We start from the raw sequence: 22,493 nt of genomic DNA, 5'->3' as shown, positions 1-22,493 counted from the left end.
CGTCGCCGAGGTGTCGGTGACGGCCGTATCAAGGGGGTTATGTGGACTTCAGGCTGTCGACGCGGCAGGGGCGGATCGGCACGGTGGTGGAGGTCGCCGGCGACCTGGACATGAGCACCACGCCCGAGCTGAGGGACCGACTGCGCCTGCTGGTGGAAAGTGGCGTCCAGGCGGTGGTGGTCGACCTGACCGGCGTCGGTTTCATGGACTCCAGCGGCCTGGGCGCGCTCGTGGTCGCCTACAAGGACCTGCGGGAGCGGGGCGGTTCGCTCGCCCTGGCCGGGGTCGGTCGCTCGGTGCGCACGGTGTTGTCGATCACCTCGGTGGACCGGGTCATCGACGTCTTCGACACGGTGGACGACGCCGAGAAGGCGGCACGGGTGGTGTCGTCACCACCCACGCTAGGGGAAGGTGCTGGCGCGGGCGGTGTCCGCGCCGGCGGTGCTCGACCGTGATCCCTGGCCCCCGTACCAGTCGATGATGAGCAGGGTGGCGTCGTCGGCCAGGACCGGCCCGGCGATCGCCAGCACCGCGTCGGACAGGGCCCGGACCGCCTCGCGTGGGTGCAGGTGGGAGATGTCGAGCAGGGCGGCGGGCAGGTCCAGGTCGGCGGCGTTGCGTTCGCGCATCCCGTCGGTGACGATGACCAGCCGGTCGCCGGGCAGCAGGGTCACCGCACCGCTGCGGTAGCCCTCGTCGGGAAACATGCCGAGCGGGAAGTTGGCGGGCAGTTCCAGCGGTGCGGCCCGGCCGTCGCGGACCAGCATCGGCGGAACGTGCCCGGCGTTGAGCAACTCGCACCGCCCGGTGTCCAGGTCGATGCGGCCCAGCACGGCGGTCACGTAGGCGCCGCGTACGTTCGCGTGCTCGGCGACGGCCCGGTTGGCTCCCTCGGCCTGTCCGATCAGGCTGTCACCGCGGCGACGGGTGTTGCGCAGGCTCCCCACGCCGAGGGTGGCGGTCAGCGCGCTTGCCACGCCGTGGCCCATCGCGTCGGTGACGCTGACGTGCAGCGCGTCGCGGGCCACGCTGTAGTCGAAGGTGTCCCCGCCGACGCTGGCGGCGGGCTCCAGCCAGCCGGAGAGCGCGAATGAGTCGGCCTCGCAGGTGAACGAGGCGGGCAGCAGGCGGCGTTGGATCTCGGCGGAGAGCGTGAACGGGGTGCTGCGTTGTCCCCATTCGAATAGGTCCGTGTGCCGGCGGTTGGCGATGACCACGAACGCCAGCGCGTGCGCGGTGCGGGCGATCTCCGCGACCGCGGCGGTGTCCGGCTCGTCGGGCAGGTCGATCTCCAGCAGGCCGATGGCCTCGCCGCGCTCGGTCACGGGCGCGAGCACCGTCCAGCGGCCGCCCCGGGGAAGCACCAGGGTGGTCTGCTGGCGCAGTGCCTGCTCGTAGGGCCCGCCGTCGAAGGGGAACACCTCGGCGGTCTCGGTGCCCTGACGCCGACTGGGGCGGCCGGCGATCGCCTGGTCGGTCAGCCGGACCAGTGCCCGGCCGCTGAGGTCGGCGATGAGCAGCGAGACGCCGAGCGCGTCCAACGCCGTCGCGATGGTGCCGGTGACCGCCTCGACCGCCTCGACCGGCGCGGCCTCCTCGGCCGACTGGAGCATCCCGGCCAGCACGGCCTGATCGTTGTCCTCCACCCGTCGAGCATAGGCAACCAGCGGATGCGCCGGCATGTTGTGCCAGCGGCGCGGCTCAGTCGGCCCCCACCGTGGCGGCCACCTTCTCGTCCGGCTGCCGCTCGTCGGACGGCAGCAGCGGTTCGGCGAGCAGGATCAGCAACGACGCGGCGGTCAGCGCACCACCCAGCAGGAACCCGGCCCGTGCGTCGAACGGCCCGAGCAGCAGGCCACCCATGAGCGCGCCGAGCGCCACGCCGATGTTGAACGCGGCCGAGTTGGCCGCGAACCCGATCTCGGTGCGCCCGGGTGCCACCCGGAGGATCCGTGCCTGCGTGGCCATGAAGACCGGTGCCGCGGAGCAGCCCAGCACGGCCAGCAGGATCACGACCGCTACCTGGTTTTCGGCGAGGACGCCGAGGCTGAGCAGGGCGACCGCCTGCACCCCGACCGTCAGGAGCAGTGATCCCCTGGGCATCCGGTCCAGCAGGGGTCCCACCGCCACCACACCCGCGGTGCCCGCCGCGCCGAAGACGAACAGCATGGTCCCGACGCTGTTCGCACTGAATCCGGACAGGTTGGTGAGGAAGTCCGTGATGTAGGTGAAGCCGGCGAACATGCCGGTCACGGAGAGGGCGGTGGTGGCGATGACGATGCCGAACCGCCGTCCGTCCGGGTGGGATCCGAAGGCGCCGTGGCTCTCCTCCGGCCGGCTCGTCGGCAGCAGGGTCGCGACGACGACAAGCGCCACCAGGGCCAGCGCGCTGAGCACGAGGAACGGCACCTGCCAGCGGCTGTGCTGGCCGAGCCAGGTGCCGGCGGGAACGCCGAGCACCGTGGCCAGCGACCCGAAGACCGACATCACCGCGATGACGCGGCCACGGCGCTCCGGGGAGAACAGCCCGACCGCCGTGGGGCCGAGGACCGCCCAGAACAACGCCTGCGCGATCGCCGTCGCCACGCGGGACCCGAACAGGATCGGGTACGACTCGACGAGCACCGAGGCGAGTGTGCTGACCACCAGGACGACGAGCAGTCCGCTGAGGACGTGCCGGCGCGGCATCCGCCGGGTCAGGAACGCCAAGGGTAGGGAGAACAACGCGACGGTGAGGCCGTAGCCGGTGACGAGGAAACCCGCCGACGGCAGTGACACGTCCAGATCCGCCGAGATGAGGCTCAGCAGACCGATGGGCAGGTTCTCCGTGGTGTTGAAGACGAAAGCCGACAGGGCCAGTGCCGCCAGGACTGTGACCCGGCTCCAGAGCGTGGACCGCATACGGTGAGAGCTCCTCTCGAATGACTGATTCACGTGCCGTTCACCTGTTGACCGTCGTCTAGTCCCCGCTGGATCAGCGCACCCATTGCCGCCAATGCCAGGCCATGCCAGATCGTATAGTGATCTCCCTTTATCGTGCAGTCGTCGAGGCTGTTGACGATCGCGCGCCACCGGTCGGCTTCCGCCGACGACTCGGTCGCCCGGATGAGCGTCACCGGGCCGGGATAGCTGCCGGTCGGCCGGTAGGAGCCGAGGGCGCGCAGGTGGGCGTCGAAGGGACCGTACCGGGCGTGCAGGAACTCGGCGTCACACTCCGGTGGCAGAACGCCGCTGCGGATCACCGCCGCGAAGACGTCGTCGACGTCCGCGTCCTCGGGGATCTGCGCCAGGGCGTCCCGGACTGGCTCACGCGGGCCGCCGCCGAGCGCGACGAGATCCTGCACCAGCAGACGCGCCGCGGTCCCCCGGGCGGGGACGGTGAGCGGGCCGGGTGCCGGCGGGTCGACGAGGATCAGGCTCGGGACGACGGCCCCGGCAGCGATCAGGCGACAAGCCAGGTCGTACGCCACGACAGCCCCCATCGACCAGCCCAGCAGCGCCACCGGACGACCCCCGCGGTGCCGGTGCAGCGCGGCCAGATAGCGCTCCGAGTGCGCCGGCACGGAGTCGAGTGGGCTCTCCTCGTTGTCGAAACCGGGTGCCTCCAGGGCGTAGACGGGCTGCTCGGGATGCAACAGCGGCACCAGGGGCCGGTAGCCGTGCGGCGACCCGGAGATCGGTGGTGCGCAGAAGAGCGGTGCCCGGGATCCGCCCTCGCGCAGGGGCAGCACCGGGTCGAAGCTGTCCGTCACGACGGGCCCCCGCCCGTCTTCGCCGCGCCACCGTCGATGCGTTCGGCGATGGCCCGGACGGTGGACGTTCCGTAGAGCTGCCGCAGGTTGAGCTTGACGCCGAACTCGCGGGTGATCCGGGTGATGACGCGCATCGCCTGCAACGACGAACCGCCGAGTTCGAACAGGTTCGCGTCGGCCCCCACGTCGGCGCGGCCGAGCACGTCGGCGAAGATCCCGACGAGTGCCGCCTCGGTGGCGGTGGCCGGGGGAGTGACAGTACCCGCGACGGGGTCGTCGGCGTCCGGGTCGGGCAGGGCGGCCCGGTCCACCTTCGCCGAGGACGTCATGGGCAGCTCGTCGCAGAACACCCACGCCGAGGGGATCATCGGCTGGGGCAGGGTCGCACCGAGGAACTCCCGCAGTTGGCTCGGGGTGGGGTGTTCCCGCCCCTCGGGGACGAGGTAGCCGACCAGGCGCTGACCGCCGTCGCGGTCGGGGCGTACGGCCACCACGGCCAGCCGGATCCGGGGGTGGGCCAGCAGGGCGGACTCGACCTCGCCGGGTTCGACGCGGATGCCGCGCAGCTTCACCTGCTGGTCGATCCGACCGAGGTACTCCAGGTCCCCGTCGGCGTTCCACCGGACGAGGTCGCCACTGCGGTAGATCCGGCCGTCGGGACGAAGCGGGTCGGTCTGGAACCGGTCGGCGGTGAGTTCCGGTTGGTTGAGGTAGCCACGGGCCAGGCCCGCCCCACCGATGAGCAGTTCCCCGGGCGCGCCGCGCGGCACGAGGCGATCGGCCTGGTTCACCACGTACAGCCGGCGACCCGGGTGCGGCCGGCCGATCGGCGGCGGTGTTCGCCAGGTGTCCGACCCGCAGTCGTGGTCGGTGCAACCCACGGCGACCTCGGTCGGGCCGTAGAGGTTGAACAGGGTGCGCCCGGGACGGATCCAGGCGTTCGCCAACTCCGCCGACAGGGCCTCGCCGAGGCTCACGATCCGAGTCAGCGTCGGGTACGGGTCGGTCTCCAGCAGGCTCAGCATGGTCGGTGTCAGCGCCGCGCAGGTGACCTCCTCGCGGCGTACCAGCGCCGCCACCTCGGTCGGTGACGCGCCCTCCTCGGGTGCCACGAGCACCAGCGTGGCCCCGGCGAGCAGGCTGGCGAAGATCTCCCCCCAGGACACGTCGAAGGTGAGCGCCGCGAACTGCAGGACCCGCTCGCCCGGACCCAGGCCGAGCAACTGCCGGTAGTGCTCGGCGTACAGCCCGATCGCGCCGTGCTCGACCTGGACGCCCTTGGGGCGGCCGGTGGAACCCGAGGTGTAGAGCAGGTAGGCCAGGGAGTCGGGGCCGGCCTGGTCCGGCAGCGCCGTGCCCTCCGGCTCCGCACCGGGCAGCTCGTCGAGCAGCAGGACGTGCCACCCGTCGGGTTCGGGCAACCGGTCGGCGAGCGCACGGCGGCTGACCACGACGCGGGCGTCGGCGTCGCTGATGAGGTACGACATCCGGTCCACCGGATCGCCCGGGTCGAGCGGGGCGATGGCACCGCCGGCACGCAGCACCCCGAGCATGGCGGGCAGGACGTCGAGGTCGCGGTCCAGGACCAGCGCCACGACGTCCTGATGGCGCACGCCCTGGGCGTGCAGCCGCCGGGCCAGCCGCTCGGCCTGCGCCCACAGCTCGCCGTAGGTCAGTTGCCGACCACGACAGATCGCCGCGACGGCGTCCGGGGTGGCCGCGGCGACTGCCGCGATGCCCGCGTACAGCGGTTGCCGCGGGACGCTTGCGGGACCGCCGTCGCCCAGTTCGAGCAACGCCTGCTGCTCCGCCTCTGACAGCAACGGCAGGCGGGACAGCGGCGTGGACAACTCGTCGGGCAGGACCCGTAGGACCCGCTCGATCTGGTCGGCCAGGGCTTCGATGCGCCAGCGGTCGAACAGGTCGGTCGCGTAGTCGACATGCAACGACAGGTGGTCGCCGCTCAGCGTGAAGTCGAGCGAGAGGTCGAACGGGGCGCGGCCGGAGGGGGGCACGAGCCGCGCGGCGGCGATGCCGGGCAGGTCGAGACCGTCTCCGGCGGTGCCGTCGCCGAGCAGTTGGGTGACGACCTGGAAGAGCGGGTTACGCGATCCGTCGCGCACCGGGCGCACCCGCTCCACGACCTTCTCGAACGGGACGTCCTCGTGGCCGTACAGCCCGAAGCTGGCGTCGACGACCCGCTCCAGCAGCCCGCCGAGGGTGAGGTCACCGCTGAGGTCGAGCCGCAGCACCACCATGTTCACGAACAGGCCGACGGTGTCCTCCAGGTCGGGGTCGGCACGACCGAGCATGGGTACGCCGAGCGGGATGTCCTCCTGCCGGGAGTGGGCGTGCAGCACCGCGGTCAGGCCGGTGTTGAGCACCATGAACAGCGATGCGTTGACCTCACCGGCCACCGTTCGCAGCGCGGTCAGCAGCGCGTCGTCGAAGTGGCGTACCACGGTGCCGCCCCGCTGGCTGGGCACCGGCGGTCGCGGGCGGTCGGCGGGCAGCTCCAGGGTGGGCAGCCCGCGCAGCGCCTCCTCCCAGTGCTGGAGTCCCTCCTCCAGGGCGTCGTCGGTCAGCCGCTTCGCCTGCTCCCGCAGGTAGCTGGCGAAGTCGGACCGGGGGACCGGCAGGTGCGGCGCCTCGCCCTCGACGAGGGCCCGGTAGACAGTGGAGAGGTCCCGCTCGACGATTCCGGTCGACCACCCGTCGGTGACCACGTGGTGGAACGCGAGTACCAGGATGTGGTCGGACTCGTCGACCCGGATCAACCGGAACCGGTACAGCGGGCCGACGTGCAGGTCGAAGGGTGCGGTGACCTCCGCGTGCAGCGCGTCGGTGATCGCCTCGTCGCGGTCCCCGGACGCGACGGCGGGCAGGTCGACGACGTCCAGCTCGACGTCCTCCGGTGGCGGACCGAGCACCTGGTACGGCACGCCGTCGCTGACGGCGAACCGGGTGCGCAGGCCGTCGTGCCGGCGCAGCAACACGGTCAACGCGGCACGCAGCGCCCCGACGTCGACCGCGCCACGCAACCGGTAGATCAGCGGGCTGTTGTAGGTGGACTCACCCGGGCTGAGCTGGTCGATGAGCCACAGCTGGCGCTGCGCGTGGGAAAGCGGCAGCCGTACCTCACTGGATGGCGTCGTCATGGCGGTCCTCCATCGGTAGGTTTAGCGGTGTCGATATTGCGCGGTGCCCGGGTGCTGGCCGACCCACGGCATCGGGGCATCGTGATCGGGGAGGCGGGGGAATGATGCGGGAACCAATCGCGGAGATCGCGGCCTTGTTCGACGTGTACCAGAGCGGGCTGGTCTTCCACTGCCTGTGCGCGGTCACCCGGCTGGGCGTACCTGACCAGCTCGGCGAGGAGCCTCGGCCGGTGACGGAGGTCGCGGCGGCGGTGGGTGCCGACGCCGACGCGTTGCGGCGGGTGCTGCGGTTGCTTGCCGGACACCACCTGGTCGACTTCGACCCCGGGACCGACGCGGTGACCCTGACCCCACGCGGGGTGCTGCTGCGCGGCGACCATCCGCTGTCGCTGGCCGCGACCTTCGCCACCCTTGGCGTGTCAGATGTGGCGCACCGGACGACGGACGCCCTGCGTACCGGGCGGGCGGCCGCGCCGGTGGCGCTCGGCGAGGACTTCTGGTCCTTCCTCGCCGCCCGCCCGCAGCGGCAGGCCGTCTTCAGCCAGGCCATGGCCGAACAGGCGCGGCTGCTGTCGCTGCCCTGCGTCGACCTCGTCGACTGGCCCACCGAGGGGGTGGTGGTGGACCTGGGCGGCGGTACGGGCGCCCTGCTGGCAGCGGTGCTGAACACCGCCCCGAAACTTCGGGGGGTGCTGGTGGACCAGCCGCAGGTGCTCGACCGGTCCCGTGCCGCCGTCGCCGAGCGGGGCCTGGCGGACCGCTGTGAGGTCCGGGCAGGGGATCTCTTCGGCCCGGCGCCGGCCGGCGACGTGTACGTGTTGTCGCGGGTGCTGCACGACTGGGACGACGAGGCGGTGGTGCGCATCCTGGCCGCCGCGGCGACGAACGCTCCGGCCGACGCGCGTCTGGTCATCTTCGAGGACGTGCTGCCCGAGGACGGCTCGGCCACGGCCGCCCAGGCATGGGCCGACATCGCGATGATGCTGCTGTACGAGGGTGCCCGCGAGCGCACCGCCGAGCAGTACCGGGTGCTGCTGGACCGCGGCGGCTGGCAGCTTCTGGAGACGGTGCCCGGACCGCCCGGAATGCACGTCATCGACGCGACCCGCCGGCCGGCGTGACAGTGGTGACCGCCGGGTCGAGGACCACGTCCAGTCGTCGCAGGCCGTTCAGGAAGTTGGAGGCCTGCCGGGCCGGCCGCACCGTCTCGTGGATCTCCGCGACGGTGCCGAGCATGCTCTCCAGCACGCAGCGCAGCTCCAGCCGGGCCAGGGCCGCGCCCACGCAGTAGTGCGGCCCGCCGCCGAATCCCAGGTGCTGGTTGGGTCGTCGGTCGACGAGGAACCTGTCCGGCTCCGGAAACACGTCCTCGTCCCGGTTGCAGGAGGGCAGCCAGACGACGACGCGGTCGCCCTCGGCGATGTGCGCGGCACCGAGGGCTGTGGGCCTGGTCGCGGTGCGCATCGCGTGCCCCGGTGGGGACGTGTAGCGCAGGATCTCCTCGATCGCGGTGTCCAGCAGTCCGGGGTCGGCGCGCAGCCGACGCCACTGCTCGGGGTGACGCGCGAAGGCCAGGATCGCACCGGAGATCGCGTGCGGGGTCGTCTCCAATCCACCGTTGAGCAGGCCGTCGCAGTTGAGCACGATCTCTTCGTCGGTGAGTGGTCGGCCGCCGTGGTCGGTGGTCGCCAGGGTGGAGATGATGTCGTCCCCCGGATCAGCGCGACGCTGCTCCAACAGGTCGAAGAAGTAGGCGAAGATCGCCGAATGGGCCGCCGTCCGCTCCGCCGCCGCGGCCGGTGTGGTGTCGGCGTCGTCGAACCCGGCCGCGGTGAGTCCAGCCAGTTCGTCCCAGTCCTCCCGGGGCACGCCCATCATGGTGAACAGCACCCAGGACGGCACCGGAAGCGCCAGCTCCGCGACCACGTCCACCGGCCCGCCGCGCCCGACCAGGTCACGCAGTCGGTGCTCGACGGTGTCGCGGAGGCCCGACGCCAGGTCCGCGAGCCCTCGACTGGAGAACCATCGGGCGTGCGCGGGACGCAACCGCTGGTGGTCGGCTCCGTCGGAGACGACGAGCATCCGGCCGCTGGCGGCCGCCACCGAGGCGCCACCGCCACCGAGGCGCATGCCCCGGGTCGAGGTGAAGGTTTCCGGTTGCCGCAACACCTCGCGGGCCGGGCGGTACGCGGTGACCGACCAGAAACCGTCGCGGCCCGGGTTGGTCCAGGCGACCGGATGCCGGCGGCGGGCCTCACCGGCGACGTCCAGGAAACGGTCTCCGGTGAAGAACTGTGGGTCCGCCAGGTCCACGTCCGACCCGCCGGCGACGAATAGTGGAGTGCGATCGGTCACAACCATCCTCCGATAATTCCTGCATTTGGGTCACGCAATTATTACCGATGCCGAAAAGCATCGGAAACGGTCTTTCCTCATTCCTCTTCTTTTGAAACTCTGGCAATTTCGCAGAGGCCCCCTACAATTGATTCATCCGGCCACCTAGCAGTCCGGGAGACCACGGGCACCCGCAGCGTCGCCCGACGTCCGGCATCGTCACGCCGATATTTCCCGCGCGCTGACGACCACCGCCAGGGCGTACCGCGCATTCATTTCGGCCTATCCGCCGTGGTGTGTGGCGGCAGCGGGCGCAGGGCGCGTGGTTGCCACCGCACCGACGCACGATCGACAAGTGGGAGAGGGAAGCCACCATGTTCGAAGAAGCCACCGTCTACTCACCGGTGATCCGGCAGGAGAACGGGACAGTCTCGGTGATATTCGCCCGCGAACATCCCGGCTTCGAGGATGCCGACTATCAGCGCCACCGCGCACGGATCGCGGAGCTGGCTCTGACGTACCAGCTCGGCGATCCGGTGCCCGAGGTCGAGTACACCGCCGAGGAGGTCGACCTCTGGCGACAGGTCGTCGCCGATCTTCAGGAGAAGCACCGCAGGTACGCCGCGCCGGAGTTCCTCGACGGATCGCGACGCCTCGACATCCCGACGGACCGGCTGCCGCAACTGCGCGAGGTCTCCGGTCGGCTGCGCACCCTGACCGGGTTCCACTTCACGCCAGCGGCCGGCATCGTCGGCCTCCGCGATTTCTACGGCTCCCTGAACGAGAGCCGGTTCCAGGCCACGCAGTACATCCGGCACTGCTCGATGCCGTACTTCTCGCCCGAGCCGGACATGATGCACGAGGTGATCGGTCACGGGAACGCCCTGGCCAACGACCGCCTCGCGGCGCTCTACCGCCGGGTCGGCCGGGCCGCGAGCCGCGCGAGCAGCAGGAAGGCTCTCGAGGTCCTCTCGCAGGTCTTCTGGTTCACCCTGGAGTACGGGCTGGTGCTCTCCGACGGCGAGCCCAAGGTGTACGGCGCGAGCCTGCTGTCGTCGGTCGGCGAGCTGGAGCAGTTCCGCAGCGCCGCGGAGGTGCGCCCGCTGGACGTCACGGCGATGGTCCAGCAGAGCTACACGGTGCAGAACTTCCAGCCGGTGCTCTTCTGCGCCGAGTCGTTCGACCAGCTTGAGGCGTTCTACGACGAGTTCCTGTCCTCCATCGAGGCCGGCGAGCCGGTGCTCACCGGCTCCTGAGCGGCGTACGCGGCCCCGGCGGCCGGCCGGTGTGCGGCACCGGCCCGGCCGGCCGGGCCGGTCGCCGGCCGGGTCGCCGGGCGTGCTCATGTCGTCGCTCCCGAGCGGGGGCGATCGGGGGTCGGCCCGGCGGAGGCAACGCTCGCCGGAGACAGCACCCGCAGCAGGTTCTCCCGCAGGATGAGGTCCTGGTCGCGCTGGGAGACCCCGGCGAACACCTCACCGCCGTCGCGGATCTCACCGACGAGTCCCTGGAGGCCGCCGGTGAGCTGGTTGAGGGGCCAGTCCGTACCGAAAATGATCTTGTGGTTGATGCCGAGGCGGAACAGCCGGTTCAGGTGCGCGGCCCAGCCGCCCATCACCGGGGAGCCGGCGAAGCCACCGGTGTCGACGTAGATGTTGGGCCGGTGCGCCGCCAGGTACGAGCTGACCTCGACGTCGGTCACCCCGCCATGGCCGAGTACGAAGGGCACGTCCGGAAAGTCCCGGGCGGCGCGGTCGACCAGGATGGCCTCGCTCGTGGTGAACGTCAGCGACTGCGCGGTCGGTCCGGTGTGGACGAAGACCGGCAGGGAGCGACTCCGGCACACCTCGTAGTAGGGGTGCAGGGACGGGTCCGAGGGCGAGTAGCCGCACGGCGGGTAGAGCTTCATCCCGTCGATTCCGAAGCGGTCCACGAGATCGGCGAAGGCGCGCGCACCCGCCTCACCCCGGCGCGGGTCGGCGCCCAGATACACCCAGAACCGGCCGGGGTGGCGCAGCCTGATCTCGTGGTGCCGCTGGGCCATCGCGGCGAGGTCGGGCTGACCCGGCATGACGTACCCGAAGTCGGGCACCATCAGCACCGACCGGGCGACGCCGGCGGCGTCCATCTCCGCGACCAGCCGGTCGGCGTCGTGATCCCGGTGCTGGGCGCGGTAGCTCTCGTGCAGCCGGTCCAGTGGAGGGCCGGCCGCCACCAGGTCCAACCGCCGGTGCATGCCGTAGGCGACGTCGCCGAGGAACGCGTCCGGGATGAAGTCCGTCGAGGCCACGTGGCAGTGACCGTCGTAGATCATGGCTTGAGGCAGTGCTCGACCGTCTGCCGGATGGTCGCGGCGCGGCCTGCGTTGAACGTCATGAGGTTGAACTTTCGGCCGGTGCGGTCCTCCAGGAACGACAGGTAGGCCACCATTCCCATCGAGTCCAGGAGGCCGGTGGTGAGCAGCGGGGTGTCCGCGGTCACCGCGGCCGTCGTCTCACCGTCGTTCCAGTTCTCGATCCACTCGATCAGCTCCTGGTGCAGGGTCGTGGTGTCGACTTCCATCGGTGCCTCCCGAGGCGACGGCGGCCGACGCCTCGCCGTACAGGCGAAGGGCGTTGCCACTCATGATCAACTGACGGTCCCGGCGCTTGACGCCGGCGAAGAGCGCGTCCCCGGTGAACTCCTCAAGCACGGCGGAGAGCGACACGGACAGGCGGAACGAGGGCCAGCACGTCCCGAAGAGGATCTTGTGGTTGATCCCCCTGCGGAACAGCCGGTTGAGGTGCGCCACCCAACCGTCGGCGCTGAGCATCGACGGGAACTGGCTGATGTCCAGGTGGATGTTCGGCCGGTGGGCGCACAGGTACGACGCCTCGTCCACGTGGGTCACCCCGCCGTGACCGAGGACGAAGTCCACGCTCGGGAAGTCCCGTGCGGCGTGGTCCACGAGCAGCGGCCGACCGAGCGTGAAGTCGAGCGGGCCCCAACCCGGTCCGGTGTGCGTGAGAACCGGAAGTCCCCGCGCCGCGCACACCTCGAAGTAGGGGTACAGCCGCCGGTCGCTCGGCGAGTAGCCGGTGAGCGGATAGAGCTTCATCCCGGCGAACCCGTACTCCGTCACGTACCGCTCGAACAGCTCCACCCCCTCCGTGCCGGCCCGGGGATCGACGCCCCACAGCACCCGGAAGCGGCCCGGGTGGCGGGCACAGACCCGCGCGTGCAGCGCTGCCAACTCCGCCGGGGCGACCGCGTGTGGGCTCGCCCACGAGTAGTCGGCGGCGACGAGCACCGCCTGGTCGATCCCGGCGTCGTCGAGTTCGGCGACCAGCCGGTCACCGTCATGGTCCTGATAGCCGGCGAGCAACTGGTCCAGGACGGCCCCGGAGCGGTCACCGACACCGTAGGCGGCGAGCCGGGCCGCGACGTTCGCCGCCTGCGCCGCAAGGAAGTCCCGCGGTGTGGCCCGGTCGCTGGCCAGCGTGACGTGCGCGTCGACGATCATGCGATGGGGACGGCCGAGTCCCGCCGCTCGGCGTAGTAGGCGGCAGCGGCCGCCCGGCTCAGCTTGAGGTTCGCGGTCAGGAACGCCGGATCGCTGCGCAGCGGCTTCGCGCTGAACAACACGGCGGTCAGGCGGTACTGGCCGTCCAACTGCTCGTTGACCTTGGCGATCCCCTCGACGATCGCGGCGCGCTGGCCGTCGTCGTCGTCGGTGGCCGTGCCGATGGCGGCGAGACCGTGCGAGTTCGGGGTGGGCACGACGATCAGGTCCGCGAGGCCGGGCACCCCCGCGAAGTGCGACTCCACCTCGCCGGGATGCACCTTGCGTCCGCTGGCCAGCGCGATGACATCCTTCTTGCGACCCAGCAGGGTGAGGTAGCCGTCCTCGTCCAGGCGCCCGTAGTCACCCGTGACGATGGTGCCGTCGGGCCGGAACGTCTCCTCGGCCACCTGCTGGTCCAGCCCGAAGTAGCCGATGCTCAGCGGTGCCGGACGGTGGATCAGCAGTTCGCCGTCCGCCAGCATGGTCACCGCGTCCGGGTCGATGAGCTTGCCGACCGTGCCCGGACGGTTCTCCGCCAGGGTGTTCCAGCCGATCATGCCGCTCTCGGTCATCCCGTACGCCTCGAGCAGCGGCACGTCCTGGGACCAGTAGGCATCCATCGTCTTGCGTCCGATGGGCGCCATGCCGGTGATGGCGAAGCGCAACCGCCCACCGAGGAACTCGCCGAGTGGCATCCCGGCGCCTGAGGTGGCGGCGAGCTGCAGCACGGCGTCGTAGAAGATCGGCGGCCCGATCAGGAACGTGGGTTTCTCGGCCCGCAGCGCGGCGAAGACCCGCTGGTACGGCGCGAGCACCAGGTCCGCACCGGTCCACAGGCAGCAGTAGACCGACAGTCGCTGCTGGTAGTTCGCGAGCGGCAGGAAGATCAGGTGCCGGTCCCCGGAGGTGACGTCGAAGCTGTCGATGAACCGCTGGATGACGTACTCGGTGCCCTTGCCGCTGATCCGCAGGCCCTTCAGCAGCCCGCTGGTGCCCGAGGAGTAGACCAGGCTGTGCAGGTCCGGGTCGGTGTGCGGGGCCGGACGGCCGGGATCTCCCGGGTAGGTCTCCTCGCCGAGCACCAGCAGCGCGAGACCGTGCTGCCCGATGAACGCCGGCACGTCGTCGACGGGAAAGTCGTCCGGGAACGCCTGGAGCACGGCACCGACGAGCAGGGCGCCGAGATCCCAGGCCAACCAGTCGATGCTGTTGGGCGCGCGCAGCCCCACCACGTCACCCGGTCGGACCCCGGCGGCGCGTAACTCCGCGGCCCGACGCTCGGCGAGATTCGCCAACTCGGCGTGGCTGATCTCCCGACGGTCGCCGGCGGCGTCGATCTCGACGACAACCGAGTCGGTGTTGTCGCGGTAGTGCTCGATCAGACTTGTCAGCTTCACGATCGTCCCTTCGCGTCGGTGGCGCCTGGCGGGCTGGCGTAGCTGGGTGAGCAGGGTGTCCAGGCGGTCGTGCGCGAGCCGGCCGAGGTGGCCGCCAAGCATCGGCTCGTACGGGCCGGTGCCGGCGTCCCAGTCGAGCCGGATGGTGAGCGCGCTGCCGCCCGCCCCGTCGGGTCGCCAGTGGACCGAGCGCTCAAGGGAGTTCCAGAGCCAGTCGGGATCGGCGCGGAGCACGACTCCGTCCGGGGTCAGCTCGACGCGGTCGGTCCAGCGCGCCGACCGGCCGCCGAGCGTCCCGGCGAAGTCCGGCTCGACGGCCCCCCTGGTGGCCGCCGGATCGGCGGCGAACGGGTCGAGCAGGTGCGGCCGCTCGTGCAGCAGCGCAGCCAGCTCGTCGGGGCTCAGCGCCACGGACACCGTCCGCGTCAGCGGGGGCAGCCGGACCGGCACCGGACCGCCGGCCCCGTCCAGGGTGTCGAGCACCTCGTCGAGCACCGCCAGGCCCGCGACCAGGTCGTCGGTGGAGATCACCATGGGCGGCTGCACCCGCAGGACCCGGTTGTTGTAGAGCGAGTACGTCGAGGTGACCCGGCGGCTCAGGAGTTCCCCGAGGACCATCCCGCCCAGCGACTCGTCGTGGAACTCCAGGCCGTGCATCATGCCGACGCCACGGTGCGCGCTGAGCAGCCGCGGATGGCGGGCCACCATGGCGGCCAGCCGCTCGGTGATCAGCGCCCCCTTGGCGACCACTGACTCGACGAAGCCGTCCGCGGTGGCGATCTCGAGCACCTCCAGGCCCACCCGGGAGGCCAGCGGGTTGCCGCCGAGGCTGGAACCGAACGTCGACGGTTGGTCGCGCAGCGACTCCCAGACCCGCGCCGTTCCCAGGACCGCGGAGATCGGCACGATGCCGCCGCCGAACGCCTTGCCGATGCAGACCAGGTCCGGAGCCACGTCGAAGAGCTGGTACGCGAACAGGGCGCCGCACCGGCCGAACGCGGTCTGCATCTCGTCGAGGATCAGCAGCGCCCCGCGCTCGTCGCAGATCCGCCGCACCTCGGCGAGGTAACCCTCGGGCGGCAGCACCACCCCGGCCTCGGCCTGCACCGGCTCCAGCAGCACCGCTGCCGTGTCGGTGCCGACCGCGCGGTCGAGGGCGTCCAGGTCACCGAACGGCACCTGCTGGAAGCCGTCCATGAACGGGCGGAACAGCGCGGCGTGCTCCGGACGGCCGGACGCGCTGAGGGTGGCGAACGTCTTGCCGTGGAAGCAGTCGACGGCGGTGACGAAGCCCGGCCGTCGGGTCGCCGCCCGAGCCAGCTTCAACGCGTTGTCGATGCTCTCGCCGCCGCCGTTGGCGAGGTACGCGTACGGCAACCGACCCTCGGTGACCTCCGCCAGGCGGGCGGTCAGCCGGATCTGCACCTCCTCGAACATGATCTTCGTACTGTTGAGGCGGCGACTGCCGAGCTGCTCCTCGATCGCCCCGATCAGCCGCGGGTGCGAGTAGCCGAACGACTGGTTGCCGTACTGGTCGAACAGGGCCAACAGCCGGGCGCCGTCCTCGTCGGCGACGAAGCTGTCCGACCCTTCGCCCTGGACGCCGCAGCCCATGACGAACGACATCGTGGCGTAGGTGGGATGGTTGTGTGCCGCCTTGGATTCGGCAAGCCGCTGTCGTTGAGATCGCACGATGCCCCGTTCCCCTCGCCGATGTCAGGCCGCGGTCGCGTACGCGTCGTAGTCGGCGAAGAAGTACTGCAGCAGGCGGTTGCTCCGGCCCTGCTCGGTGTGGCAGCGGCGGGCGGCCTCCTCGACGTCGAGGACTCCCACGATGCTCAGTGGCGCGTGGTGGAACCGCTCGTCCGCGTACGGCGCGGACAGCGCCACGAAGCCGACCTCCAGGTAGAACGGCCGCAGCCCGCCGGTGTCGTCGACGAAGAAGTCCCCGAGCACGTGGGTGGCGCGGTACCGGGCGACGCTGTGGACCAGCGCCTCCCGCATCAGAGCCATGCCCACCGACCGCTGCCGGATCCGCGGCAGCGTCATCAGGTGGCCGAACTCCACCAGCCGGTTCCCGGGTTGACGCAGGGCGCCGAGGTCCACGACGTCGTCACAGGGCAGGCCGATCTCCCCGTCGGGCACCACCTTGATGGTGCCCACCGCCTCGGTTCCGTCCTCGGCGAGGATGTAGCTGGCGTATCCGTCGAAGCGGTCGAACGTGTCGGCGGTGTCGGCGACGTCCGCGAGCCGGGACTGCTCGTGCACGTACACCGCCTCACGCAGCCGCCTCACCGCGCTCCAGTCCTCCGCCGACCGCGCCACCCGGAAGCACGTCACGTCCGCCATCAACCCCGCACCACCTTTCGGAAGAAGTCCACGTAACCGGTGTGGAAGTGCTTCAGCCGCGGCCGCACCTCTTCGTGCAGGGCCGGCAGCCGTTCGATCGGCAGGTTGGGCATGAGGTGGTGCTCGACGTGGAAGTTGTTTCCGTTCGTGAACCACGTCATCAGGCGGTTCGACCTGATGGTGCGGGTGTTGGCGAACGCGTCCTGGCTGAGGGTTTCGCAGCGGAAGTGCTCCGGCAGCTCGATGAGCGCGTGCACCGGGCCGGCGACCAGCAGCAGCGGAAGGAGCCACACCCACAGCACGACCGGCTCGCGCAGCACGACGGAGAGCAGCGTGAACGCCAGCAGGAGGGCGAGGATGACGTAGTGGTCGCGTCGGATGCGCCGGGACGTGGTCGCCGACTCACCCTCGTAGTCCCGGCGCAGCACCGCGCGGGCGGCGCAGGCCAGGAACTGCACGTAGAAGTGCAGCATCGTGAACCGGATGGTCCAGGTCAGTGCGGTACGCCACCGCGAACCGCCGCCGCCCACGCCGTACTGGTCGCCGTAGTCGAAGAACTCCCGGTTCTCTGGGGTGCCCAGGTCCCGGTGGTGCCGCATGTGCGTCGCCCGGTAGGCGGCGAACGAGATCAGCATGGGGATGCCGAGGACGATGCCGGCGACGGTGTTGGCACGCCGGTTCCGGAACCCGAGACTGTGCAGCGTCTGATGCTGCAACTCGGCGGCGTGCGCGAACATGCACCCGAGCAGCAACATCCCGGCGGCGCGGCTCCAGAGCGCCGGCTGTACGGCAAGCGCCGCGCCGGCACCGGTCAGCGCGGCCCAGAGAGCCAGCTTGGCGGCGAAGGTCCGGTCGCTGATCCTGGTACGCAGATGCCGGAACTCACCCCGTACGTCCGCCGGGGTGACCGGCGCGGCGCTGTCCAGCGACTGTCGGTCGTCGATCATCTTCATGTGCTCGTCACTTTCTGCCGCTGGCCGGTCTCCCGGTGGGGAAGGTCGGCGGCGGTCGCGGTCAGGCGGTTCGAAACGGCTTGCAGGATCGCCCCGAGGCGGGCCAGTGGCTCCGGATCGAACGGCTCCGCGGAATCGGGGCCGAGATCCTGCCCGGTGACGACGACGGTCTCGCCGCGGTACGCGGGTGCACCGAGACCCACCGGCCGCACCAGCACCAGGGTTCCCGCCGGTGCGCCGTCGGCCGACAGCGCGACGGCGAGCCGGCGGGCGAGGTCCGCCGCTTCGTCCACGCCGACGAGGTGGTACGGACCGGGCAACCCGGTCGCGCGGATGCGTTGGACGTGCGCCGCGATCTCGTCGTCGGTGACCGGAAGCGGCGTGGACAGGCCGTACAGCGGACGATCCGGTAGCTGCGGGGCCAGGCGTAGGTGGATCCACGGGTCCGCGCCGGGTGCCGCGACGCAGAACAGGGGCTCCCGGCCGCCGGCGGGCCGCAGCGGCACCAGCGGGTCCCGGCCCCAGTCGGCTCCGACCACGGCGGCGACCTTCTCGGCCACCGCCTCGACGGTCAGGTTCCGGAACAGTTCCCGGACGTCGAGTCGTACCCCGAACCGGTTGCGGAGCCGGCCGACCAGCCGTGTCGCCGACAGCGAGTGACCACCCAACTCGAAGAAACTGTCCCGGAGGGCGACCGTGGGGATCTGGAGAACCTCGCGGAAGGCGGCGGCGACCGCCTCCTGCACCGGCCCGCGCGGCAGCTTGTTGGCCGGTTCGGTGGAGCCGCGCAGGTCGGGCAGAGCCCGGCGGTCCAGCTTCCCGCTGCGGGTCAACGGCAGTTCGTCGAGTACGCCCAGCAGGTGGGGCACGAGGTGGGACGGGAGATCCGCGCTCAGCGCCCGGCGCAGGCCACGCGGGTCGACCTGGGTGCCGTGGACCGGCACGACGTAGCCGAGCAACCGCCGTTCGCCGGTCGGGTCCTCGTGGACGGTGGCGGCCGCCCGCGCCACACCCGGCAGCCGGACCAGCGCCGCCTCCACCTCGCCCAGCTCGATCCGGAATCCGTTGACCTTCGCCTGCCCGTCGTCCCGGCCGACGAACAGGAGCTGGCCGTCGGCGTTCCACCGCACCAGATCCCCACTGCGGTACATCCGCGCTTCGGGTCCGTCGAAGGGGTCGGGCAGGAAGCGTCGGTCGGTCAGCTCGGGCCTGTTCAGGTAGCCCAGCGCGACGCCCGCGCCGCCGATGTACAGCTCTCCCACCGCGCCGACCGGGACCGGGCGCAGTTGGTCGTCGAGCACGTGGACGCGCAGGTTGCGCAGGGGCGTGCCGATCGGCGGAGCGGTGGCGTCGGCCGGCGACAGCGGCGGACTCATCGCGGTCGAGATGGTGCCCTCGGTTGGGCCGTACCCGTTGATGAGCCGGCAGGCCGGGGCGAAGCGTTCGATGACCGTGGGCGCCGCCGCTTCCCCGACGATGGAGACCGTCGTGCCGGGTGGCAGGTCCGCCGGGGTGAGCTGGGCGAGGACCGACGGCACGAGCACGACATCGTTCACCCGGTGCTCGTGCAGCAGTTTCGACAGGTCGGGACCCGGGACGAGCCGATCCTGCGAGGCACCCACAAGCGTCCCGCCCAGGAAGATCGACTGGGTCATCTCCCCGACGAAGGCGTCGAAACTCGGTGAGGCGAACTGCAGCGTCCGCCGGCCCGGCCCCGGCCCGAGCCGGTCGACCATCGCGTTCGTCACGTTCACCACGCCCCGGTGTGCCACCACGACCGCCTTCGGGGTGCCGGTGGAACCGGAGGTGTAGATCAGGTACGCGGGCGACCGGGGCGAGAACGGAGCGAGCCGGTCGGCGTCGGTGAGCCGCGTCGGCGGCTGGGCGGCCCACGCCGACCTGGTCTCCGGCGCGTCAAGTACCAGGCGCTCGACTGTCTCTCCCGCCACGTCGGCGGTCTCCTCGTGCACCAGGATGACGCTCACCTCGGCGTCGGCCACCATGAACGCGATCCGGGCGGCGGGATAGGTGGTGTCCAGGGAGAGGAAGGCCGCACCCGTCTTCAGGACCGCCAGCACCGACACGATGAGGTCCGGGCAACGGGGCAGGGCGATGCCGACGGTCCGTCCCGGTCCGATGCCGTGCGCCACCAGGAGACGTGCCAACCGGTTGGCACGTTCGTCCAAGGCCCGGTACGCCACGACGGTGTCCGCGTAGTGCAGAGCCGGGGCCTCGGGCGTGCGGTCCGCCCACTCCTCGACCAGTTGGTGCACGCCGATGTCCGGAATCTGGTGGGTCGGGCCGGTGCCGAGGTCCCGCAGGCGGCGCGACTCCGCCTCGTCCACAAGTGGGACGTCGACAAGCGCGGTTGCCGGGTCGGCGTTCGCGGCACCCTCGAAGAAGTACAGCAGCCGCCGCAGGTGGGCGCGGAGCTCCGTGGTCGAATAACCGCCCGCGTCGACGTCGATTATCAGTTCGACGTCGCCACCCGGCAGGTGGAAGAAAATCGCAGAAAAATCCTCGATGTCGGGCTTCGATATCGTCCTGAGCTCGGATCGTTGGCCGGCGAAATCCAACATCGCGTCCGAGCCCATCACGTTGACAATCGGGCCCCACAGGGCGCGCCCCGTGCCGGTCATGCCCAGGTCAGCAATCATGCTGGGAGTGGGATAGCGGCTGTGCGACAGCGCTTCACGCAATTGCAGGGCAACCGATGTCAGAAATTCACCGAGCGTTACCCCCGAGGTCGGCCGCAGCCGTAGCGGCATCCCGTTCGTCGTCATGCCGGGGGTCGCCCGCTCGGCGCGGCTGATCCGGGCGGTCACCGGCATCCCGACCACCAGGTCGTCGGCACCGGTCATCCGGGCCACGTACGCGGTCACCAACCCGACGACCAACTCCGACCAGCCGACACCGCAGCGGTCGGCGGCCGCCCGCAACCGGTCCAGGAGGTCGGTGGGGATGACGGCGCGCTCCCGCAGGACGGTGCCGGAGGGCGCGTACCGCCGACCGGCGAGCCGGACCGGCTCCGGCAGGCCGCGCAGGTGCTCGCTCCAGAAGAGCCGATCCTGCGCGTGCCGGGGGCTGGCCCGATAGGCGACATCGGCGTCGACGAGGACCCGGTAGGGCGGGAACGGCCGGCCCACCTCGACCGCCTCGGCGCCGGGTGACGAGACGAAGGCGCGGTAGAGCTCGGCGGTGCGGCGGTGCAGCGCGGCCAGGCTCCAGCCATCGACCACCAGGTGGTGGACCCGGCGGTAGAGCACGTGGTGCCGTGGCCCGAGCCGGAGCAGCGCGGTCGTGCACAACGAGGGGCCGAGGGCATCGACCGGAGCGGTGGTGTCCGCCTCCATCCAGTCCGCCGCGGCGCGCTCCGGATCGGCCTCGCCACTGACGTCCACGAACCGCAGCGGTGTGCTCGCCGCCGCGTCCACGTACTGCACCGGCCCGTCCGCGGTGGCCCGGAAACGCAGGCGCAGCGCCTCCGCCTCCCGTTCGACCTGCCGATGCGCCGCGGCCATGGCCCTACGGTCCAGAGCGCCGAAGAGGTCGATGCGGTCGCTGATGCTGCTCGACGCGCCGCCGGAGCCGAGTGCCTCGGCCAGCCACACCCCCGACTGCGCGGGCAGCAGCGGCCAATGCTCCGGTTCGTTCGTAGACACGGTTGAGTCCTCCCCGTTGCACGCCGCTCCCTCCGACCGACTGTCCAACCAATTAGCACGGGCCGAAAGGTGTGGACGACACACATTTACCCGCGCGACTGGGAAACATCAAAAGGGCCCACTATTCGGAAGTGCAGATATAGCTAACGGCGATTGTGCGAGGTAATAACTTGTCGCCTAGTTCCACGGACGCCGATGTCTCGGCTACGCTTCGGGGAGCTGGCATTCACCGGGGGAGGGTGCCGTGGTCGATGAGTGAGCTGCCCGAAAGTTTCGCCAGGGAGTTCCGCCTCCTGGCACCGCATCTGGACGAACGTCAGCGTCGCCTCGTACTGGCCGCCCGCGCCGTGTCCCTGGGGCAGGGCGGAGCCCGCCGCATCGCCCGGGCCGTCGGGGTGCACCCGCAAACCGTGTCCAAAGGCATCCAGGAACTCCAGGGGCCCGAGGAGAGCGGCGGCAACCTGCGTCGGCCGGGTGGCGGACGTAAGAAGATCACGGAAAGTAACCCGGAAGTGCTGCCGGCCCTCCTCGACCTGATGGAACCGGGCCCCGCCACGTCGCCGTACCTGCAGTGGACGACCTCGTCCACCCGTGCGCTCGCGGCGGCCCTCAAGCGTCGCGGTCACCGCATCTCGGCCTGGTCGGTGGCGAGCCTGTTGCGGCAGAACGGCTTCCGTCTCTTTCCCGGCTCCCGCCCCACCGATCAGCACCGGCGGCTCGGCCAGCGCGAGCAGTACGAGCGGGTGAACGGCCGGGTCGGTCAGTGGTTGGCCGCGGAACTGCCGGTGGTGACAGTGAGTATTCGCCGCGACCGCCTCGGCTTGCTCCCCGCCGACCCGGATCCGGCCAGGCGGAGCACCGGCCGGCCGCCCCGCGCCGCCGCGGCCGTCACCGGGCCGGGCCGCCAGGCCGACGACGCGAGGCTGATACTGGCCTCCGGCACCATCCGCGCGTGGTGGGAACGGCAACCGGAGTGGAAGGGCCAGCTTCTGGTGGTGGCCGACAGCACACTGTGGACGGCGGGCAGCCGGTCCATCCGTCGGGCCATGACGAAGCTCGCGGGCGAGATGCGGGTCGCCGTCTCCGTCTGCTACCTACCGCCACTCACCATGCGGTGGACGTGGGTCAACGAATGCATCAGCTCAAGCATCGTGGTGCAGCGGCCCGGTCGGGAGGCCTACCGCCACGAGGTCGAGTTGGGCGTCATGGCCGGTGCCGGCCGGGGTGCCCAGTCGCCCGCCCCGGTCGTCGACGGCCCTCCGGCGTGGAACTACACCGTCGGCTCGGCGGCCTGAGCCCGGAGCAGCGGGTCGACGGGCGGCTGTCGACCGCTCAGGTGAGCGG

At 71.1% G+C, this 22,493-nt stretch carries 16 protein-coding genes; 4 read left to right on the top strand and 12 right to left on the bottom strand.

Features of this window, described 5'->3' with window-relative positions; translation table 11 throughout:
• Positions 1-41 precede the first annotated feature (41 nt).
• Positions 42-455, top strand: a complete 414-nt coding sequence (locus AB0F61_RS11150) for an STAS domain-containing protein (protein ID WP_357806988.1) — start codon at positions 42-44, stop codon at positions 453-455.
• On the opposite strand, the gene AB0F61_RS11145 is transcribed toward AB0F61_RS11150, so the two are convergent.
• From AB0F61_RS11145 to AB0F61_RS11130, 4 genes are read right to left on the bottom strand one after another with little or no spacing between them, the layout of a single operon-like run.
• Complete coding sequence (locus AB0F61_RS11145) at positions 402-1,646, bottom strand: PP2C family protein-serine/threonine phosphatase (protein ID WP_357806985.1); 1,245 nt, start codon at positions 1,644-1,646, stop codon at positions 402-404. The genes AB0F61_RS11150 and AB0F61_RS11145 overlap by 54 nt on opposite strands.
• A gap of 55 nt (positions 1,647-1,701) precedes the next feature.
• Positions 1,702-2,901 (bottom strand): MFS transporter, encoded by a 1,200-nt coding sequence (locus AB0F61_RS11140; RefSeq protein ID WP_357806982.1) that lies wholly within the window; start codon positions 2,899-2,901, stop codon positions 1,702-1,704.
• A gap of 29 nt (positions 2,902-2,930) precedes the next feature.
• The gene (locus tag AB0F61_RS11135) at positions 2,931-3,752 is read right to left on the bottom strand and encodes an alpha/beta fold hydrolase (protein WP_357806979.1); all 822 of its coding nucleotides are present in this window, start codon (positions 3,750-3,752) and stop codon (positions 2,931-2,933) included.
• Complete coding sequence (locus tag AB0F61_RS11130) at positions 3,749-6,910, bottom strand: amino acid adenylation domain-containing protein (protein WP_357806976.1); 3,162 nt, start codon at positions 6,908-6,910, stop codon at positions 3,749-3,751. Before AB0F61_RS11130 ends, AB0F61_RS11135 begins: the two co-directional genes overlap by 4 nt.
• A gap of 101 nt (positions 6,911-7,011) precedes the next feature.
• On the opposite strand from AB0F61_RS11130, the gene AB0F61_RS11125 reads away from it, so the two are divergent.
• Complete coding sequence (locus AB0F61_RS11125) at positions 7,012-8,031, top strand: methyltransferase (protein ID WP_357806973.1); 1,020 nt, start codon at positions 7,012-7,014, stop codon at positions 8,029-8,031.
• On the opposite strand, the gene AB0F61_RS11120 is transcribed toward AB0F61_RS11125, so the two are convergent.
• The gene (locus AB0F61_RS11120) at positions 8,003-9,271 is read right to left on the bottom strand and encodes a cytochrome P450 (protein WP_357806970.1); all 1,269 of its coding nucleotides are present in this window, start codon (positions 9,269-9,271) and stop codon (positions 8,003-8,005) included. The genes AB0F61_RS11125 and AB0F61_RS11120 overlap by 29 nt on opposite strands.
• Before the next feature lie 347 nt (positions 9,272-9,618).
• Here AB0F61_RS11120 and AB0F61_RS11115 point away from each other — a divergent pair, with 347 nt between their 5' ends.
• Entirely contained in the window at positions 9,619-10,500 is an 882-nt protein-coding gene (locus AB0F61_RS11115; protein WP_357806967.1) for a phenylalanine 4-monooxygenase, read from the top strand.
• Positions 10,501-10,586: 86 nt separating this feature from the next.
• Here the strand turns inward: AB0F61_RS11115 and AB0F61_RS11110 are convergent, their stop codons facing one another.
• From AB0F61_RS11110 to AB0F61_RS11080, 7 genes are read right to left on the bottom strand one after another with little or no spacing between them, the layout of a single operon-like run.
• A complete protein-coding gene (locus AB0F61_RS11110; protein ID WP_357806964.1) occupies positions 10,587-11,558 on the bottom strand; it encodes an amidohydrolase family protein in 972 nt (323 codons plus the stop codon).
• Entirely contained in the window at positions 11,555-11,806 is a 252-nt protein-coding gene (locus AB0F61_RS11105) for a hypothetical protein (protein WP_355027173.1), read from the bottom strand. Before AB0F61_RS11105 ends, AB0F61_RS11110 begins: the two co-directional genes overlap by 4 nt.
• Positions 11,739-12,746, bottom strand: a complete 1,008-nt coding sequence (locus AB0F61_RS11100; RefSeq protein ID WP_357806960.1) for an amidohydrolase family protein — start codon at positions 12,744-12,746, stop codon at positions 11,739-11,741. Before AB0F61_RS11100 ends, AB0F61_RS11105 begins: the two co-directional genes overlap by 68 nt.
• Positions 12,743-15,877, bottom strand: coding sequence for an aminotransferase class III-fold pyridoxal phosphate-dependent enzyme (locus AB0F61_RS11095; protein WP_357806957.1), 3,135 nt, complete (start codon positions 15,875-15,877; stop codon positions 12,743-12,745). Before AB0F61_RS11095 ends, AB0F61_RS11100 begins: the two co-directional genes overlap by 4 nt.
• Before the next feature lie 24 nt (positions 15,878-15,901).
• Positions 15,902-16,534 (bottom strand): GNAT family N-acetyltransferase, encoded by a 633-nt coding sequence (locus AB0F61_RS11090; protein WP_357806954.1) that lies wholly within the window; start codon positions 16,532-16,534, stop codon positions 15,902-15,904.
• Positions 16,534-17,487 (bottom strand): fatty acid desaturase, encoded by a 954-nt coding sequence (locus tag AB0F61_RS11085; RefSeq protein WP_357806952.1) that lies wholly within the window; start codon positions 17,485-17,487, stop codon positions 16,534-16,536. The genes AB0F61_RS11090 and AB0F61_RS11085 overlap by 1 nt, the downstream gene beginning before the upstream one ends.
• Positions 17,484-21,149: an amino acid adenylation domain-containing protein gene (locus tag AB0F61_RS11080; RefSeq protein WP_357806950.1), complete on the bottom strand. Its 3,666-nt coding sequence runs from the start codon at positions 21,147-21,149 to the stop codon at positions 17,484-17,486. The genes AB0F61_RS11085 and AB0F61_RS11080 overlap by 4 nt, the downstream gene beginning before the upstream one ends.
• A 251-nt stretch (positions 21,150-21,400) precedes the next feature.
• Here AB0F61_RS11080 and AB0F61_RS11075 point away from each other — a divergent pair, with 251 nt between their 5' ends.
• On the top strand, positions 21,401-22,444 hold the full coding sequence (locus AB0F61_RS11075) for a hypothetical protein (RefSeq protein WP_357806947.1): 1,044 nt from the start codon (positions 21,401-21,403) through the stop codon (positions 22,442-22,444).
• The last annotated feature ends 49 nt before the right edge of the window (positions 22,445-22,493 follow it).

The sequence above is a fragment of the Micromonospora sp. NPDC023888 genome (assembly GCF_040639415.1).
Lineage (GTDB): Bacteria > Actinomycetota > Actinomycetes > Mycobacteriales > Micromonosporaceae > Micromonospora.
This window is presented reverse-complemented; position numbering and strand designations above follow the sequence as displayed.

Bases quoted from the DNA above. Each gene is read 5' to 3' on its own strand.
- AB0F61_RS11140 (WP_357806982.1), bottom strand. From the start codon at position 2,901: ATGCGGTCCACGCTCTGGAGCCGGGTCACAGTCCTGGCGGCACTGGCC.
- AB0F61_RS11130 (WP_357806976.1), bottom strand. From the start codon at position 6,910: ATGACGACGCCATCCAGTGAGGTACGGCTGCCGCTTTCCCACGCGCAG.
- AB0F61_RS11125 (WP_357806973.1), top strand. From the start codon at position 7,012: ATGATGCGGGAACCAATCGCGGAGATCGCGGCCTTGTTCGACGTGTAC.
- AB0F61_RS11120 (WP_357806970.1), bottom strand. From the start codon at position 9,271: ATGGTTGTGACCGATCGCACTCCACTATTCGTCGCCGGCGGGTCGGAC.
- AB0F61_RS11115 (WP_357806967.1), top strand. From the start codon at position 9,619: ATGTTCGAAGAAGCCACCGTCTACTCACCGGTGATCCGGCAGGAGAAC.
- AB0F61_RS11110 (WP_357806964.1), bottom strand. From the start codon at position 11,558: ATGATCTACGACGGTCACTGCCACGTGGCCTCGACGGACTTCATCCCG.
- AB0F61_RS11105 (WP_355027173.1), bottom strand. From the start codon at position 11,806: ATGGAAGTCGACACCACGACCCTGCACCAGGAGCTGATCGAGTGGATC.
- AB0F61_RS11100 (WP_357806960.1), bottom strand. From the start codon at position 12,746: ATGATCGTCGACGCGCACGTCACGCTGGCCAGCGACCGGGCCACACCG.
- AB0F61_RS11090 (WP_357806954.1), bottom strand. From the start codon at position 16,534: ATGGCGGACGTGACGTGCTTCCGGGTGGCGCGGTCGGCGGAGGACTGG.
- AB0F61_RS11085 (WP_357806952.1), bottom strand. From the start codon at position 17,487: ATGAAGATGATCGACGACCGACAGTCGCTGGACAGCGCCGCGCCGGTC.
- AB0F61_RS11075 (WP_357806947.1), top strand. From the start codon at position 21,401: ATGAGTGAGCTGCCCGAAAGTTTCGCCAGGGAGTTCCGCCTCCTGGCA.